The organism is Chthonomonas sp. (genome assembly GCF_035294165.1).
GTDB lineage: Bacteria > Armatimonadota > Chthonomonadetes > Chthonomonadales > Chthonomonadaceae > Chthonomonas.
This window is the reverse complement of record NZ_DATGLN010000057.1, coordinates 1-4,104: the sequence shown is the minus strand read 5'-3', so window position 1 is coordinate 4,104 and position 4,104 is coordinate 1. Positions and strand designations below refer to the sequence as shown.

General features: G+C 52.9%; 3 protein-coding genes. 2 read left to right on the top strand and 1 reads right to left on the bottom strand.

Features of this window, described 5'->3' with window-relative positions; all coding sequences use genetic code 11:
- On the top strand, positions 1 to 1,042 hold a 1,042-nt coding region (gene groEL / locus VKV29_RS02320; RefSeq protein WP_324199685.1), incomplete at its 5' end, for a chaperonin GroEL.
- A gap of 62 nt (positions 1,043 to 1,104) precedes the next feature.
- On the opposite strand, the gene VKV29_RS02315 is transcribed toward groEL, so the two are convergent.
- Positions 1,105 to 1,866: a phytanoyl-CoA dioxygenase family protein gene (locus VKV29_RS02315; RefSeq protein WP_324199684.1), complete on the bottom strand. Its 762-nt coding sequence runs from the start codon at positions 1,864 to 1,866 to the stop codon at positions 1,105 to 1,107.
- A 666-nt stretch (positions 1,867 to 2,532) separates the two neighbouring features.
- On the opposite strand from VKV29_RS02315, the gene VKV29_RS02310 reads away from it, so the two are divergent.
- A partial coding sequence (locus VKV29_RS02310; protein ID WP_324199683.1) for a FlgD immunoglobulin-like domain containing protein occupies positions 2,533 to 4,104 on the top strand: 1,572 nt, incomplete at its 3' end.

The window sequence follows — 4,104 nt, the reverse complement described above, 5'->3', positions numbered from 1 at the left end:
GGGCTACATCTCCCCTTACTTCGTCACCGACACCGAGCGTATGGAGGCCGTCCTCGAAAATCCCTACATCCTCATCTATGAGAAAAAGATTAGCTCCGCAACCGATCTCATCCCCTTGCTGGAGAAGATCGCGCAGCAGCGCCGGCCAATCGTCATCATCGCAGAGGATGTAGATGGAGATGCCCTCGCAACTCTCGTGCTTAACCGCATCCGTGGAACCCTCAGCTGCGCTGCCGTCAAAGCTCCCGGCTTTGGTGACCGTCGCAAAGCCATGCTCGAGGATATCGCCATCCTCACCGGTGGCAAATTCATCAGCGAGGACCTAGGCGTCCAGCTTAAGAATGTAGATTTCTCCTACCTCGGGACCGCGGAAAAGGTGATCATCGGCAAAGAGGAGACCACCATCATTAATGGTGGTGGCACCGAGGCCGCCATCATGGGGCGGATCAATCAAATCAAGCGTCAGATCGAAGAGACGGAAAGCTCCTACGATAAGGAGAAACTGCAAGAGCGTCTCGCCAAGCTCGCCGGTGGTGTGGCCGTCATCAAAGTGGGCGCAGCTACCGAAACGGAACTGAAAGAGAAGAAACACCGCTTTGAGGATGCCCTTAGCGCCACCCGCGCTGCCGTAGAGGAAGGCATCGTGCCTGGCGGTGGTGTTACCCTGCTCAATGTGCAATCGGCTCTCGATAACCTTAAAGCGGATACCCAAGACGAGCAGCATGGCATCAATATCGTCCGACGTGCCCTCGAAGAGCCGCTGCGGCAAATCGCCGAGAACGCCGGCTTCGAGGGGAGTGTCGTAGTAGAAAAGGTGAAAACGTTGCCGAAAGGGCACGGTTTCAACGCCGCTACCGAGGAGTACGGCGACATGATCGCTGCCAGCGTCATTGACCCAGTAAAGGTAACCCGCTTCGCGCTGCAAAACGCGGCATCCATCGCCAGTCTCGTTCTCACCACCGAAGCGCTGGTGGTGGAGAAACCCGAGAAGAAACCGGCCAACGGCGCCAACCCGCCCGGCGGCATGGACTACGATATGTAAACCGGCTCAAAAATCACACTCCCTCTCCATACTGGAGAGGGAGTTTTTTGTTGCCCGACACTTTATTCTATCCATTCCGCTTCGAGCCAAACCGGTGCCCGATTCATTAAGATACGACGCTGCCGTGGCGTCACCTTTTCGAGTGTCTCCGGTTTTGGAGTATAGCCTGGCCATGGGCCGGCGTCCTCGCGCCCAAAATTCATGATAATCGTCTTTCTCGTTTTCTGCGAGGGATTCGGACGCCCATTGTGCATCAGCGCCTCGTTAAACAGAATGATGTCCCCAATCCGCACATCGTCAAAAATATGCTGCGCCGGCAGGTCCACCCTTTCGCGAGTATCAAGGTCGAATTGCGCCCGGTGAGATCCGGGAATAACTACGAACTCCCCCTCGTTCGGCCCCACATCGCTCATGCAGTAGAACACCTTTACCATTGGGCAACAAAATATTCCGTTTACCACATGCCCGGTGGGGTGCGCACGTACCCCCCGATGCCATTCCCCACCTCTGTACCCTGGATAGGTGTAGTATAGCTCATTATCAATATGCTTATAGTCCTCTCCTAACAACTCCACCAGCAACGGCTCGACTGCCGGGTGATCCAGAAATCGAGCAAACTTTGGGTCGGCATCAATCACCCGCGATACCGGCCTATTTAACTGATGCTGCATCCTACTCGGTTCGTCTGCATTTAGCCGATGTACGTCTGTCTTCTCCACCTCGTCCATCCATCGCGTATATTCAGCGATCTCCGTCGGTGTCAACGCACCACGTAGATGCAGAAAACCCTGCACATCAAATGCGAATCGCTGATCTTCGTTCATTTTTATGCCTCCTACGAGAACCGTCGTTCTTGACGTAGAATCTACCTTATCCTGCCCACTTCCTATTAGCCCATTCGCTTTGCCATCACAAATTTTTTTCTCTTGCGTTCTGCCTTTCCATAGTGCTATAATTCGCGATATATTCTGCACCCTCTGAACTTGATGTTGTACTTCTCATCGGTAACGATGTGCCCCATCTCTGCCTTGATTGCGGCGAAAAGTTTCTCGTAGATACCCGCGCACCGGTGGATAGTTGCCCAAAATGCGGCTCGACCTCCTTCTCCGATACGTTCCGCCTCGAAGGCCGAACCTGCCCCTATTGCAAAACAGGAGTATTCGCATGTGTGCCTGATTTCTACCTCGTTCCGTAACCTAGTTCCGGTAGCAGTACACCTCAGAGGCTTGGTTTAGGCAAAAGTTAACAAAGAGATTGACGATTAGCAGATACCACCGATCTATCTTTGCCCTTTAAGCCTTTCACTGTTCCTACATAGGGCGATGGGCAAAGCACGTAGGAGGGCATTTTGCTGTCGCCTCCCTAGTAGAGAAGCTATATTTGACGCTTCTCTCGAAGTAGAATGCCGAGACGAAAAAATTCAGAAAAGAGGTTTTTCGAAATCCTCTCGCGAATTTATTTCGAAACACCTATGAGGAGAAACGGTGACCGTGAGACTAAGACATCTGGCGATCATTTTGCTGCCACTTATTTTATCGCACGGCGAGGTAGGCTTATCCCAAACTAGCTCTACTTCAACGCAAGCCCGACGTTTTTATTACACCCTCACTCAACAGGCCATTACAAGTGGTGGCGTCTACGACAGCGCCGGTCATCTCATCCGCGTTCTCTGGCAAATGCAGCCTACTCCATCCGGCAAACACACTGTGCTATGGAACGGTCTCGACATGAGCGACCAACCGGCACCTTCGGGAAGTTATCATCTAGTGGTGGCTGTAAACTATAGTGTTTACCGTAATGTCGGTGTCATTGGGAATAGTGGGCAGCCGCCGAATGCACAAGGCCATACGCCGGCAAGCATTCTCTCCGTTGCCACCGATCAAGAGGGCAATATCTATACCGCTAACGGTTGGGACGAGGCTGGCGCCGACTTCAAGAGGTGGGATAAATACGGCCATTCCGTCTACGATGCGCATTTCCAAATTCGCAACGGTAAACCGAATGGCATCCCCTACGCCATCGCTGTGGATGACCGCTACATCTACTGCACTGTCGGCGGATGGGCTTCCCCTCCCTGGAACGAGCGGCAGCAGATCGAGCGCTTTCGTCTTAGTGATGGACAGGAAGTCCCCTTTTCCGGTCAGCATCTCGTAGATGGCCATATTCAAATCTATGAATGGCCGAGCCACCACCTTCCCCCGAACACGCCACCTGATGCAGCGGAGCTGTTGAAAACACCTTTGCGAGGTATCGCGGTGAATCAATATAACCTCTTCGTTACCGACCTTCTCGGCAATCGAGTGTGGCGTTTCGACAAAGAAAGCGGCGATCTCTTGGGCAGCTTCTCTGTACCCACTCCCCGGGCTATCACGGTAGACGCCCAGGGGCAGATTTGGGTTAGTGCGCGTAAGCACGAAATTCGCGTCTACTCTACCACCGGCCAGCAACTCGCTGCGCCAATCCACGATCTATCAGAAGCAGTCGAGATCGCCTTCAGCCCTTTGAACAAACTCTATGTGGCCGATACCGGAGCGGGACAGGTAAAAATATACGCAATTCACGGTCTCGAAGCCCATCAAATCGGCATTCTTGGTCAAAAGGCAAAAGCTGGCGATCGCTCTCCTGGTCGCTTCTTTCATCTCACCGGCATAGCCATAGCTCCAGATAGCAGCATTGTTACTACACAAACAGAACCCATATCCGGCGCCAGATTGGCAAAATGGTCACCAACGGGTAAGTTGCTGTGGGAACAGTGGTGCACCGAATTTGTTTCCCTCGGGATCAACGCTTTGAACGACCCCACTCTCTTTCTTTCCATGAGTGGGCATCTGTTTCATCTCGACGATTTTGAACATGGAAAAAGTCGTTATGTCGCCGATGGCCTGAACGATCCGGTGCGCTATCATAGCGACGTACACGGTGTGCCTCGTATTCTTACTTTTCAAGGCCACCACTTTCTCTTTCTGCCTACCGGAGACGGCGTTCAAGTCTACCGACTTGAAGGGCATACCCTCCATCTTGCTGCACTTGTAGGAGGTCGTGACCCCGATGCAACCGGGCAA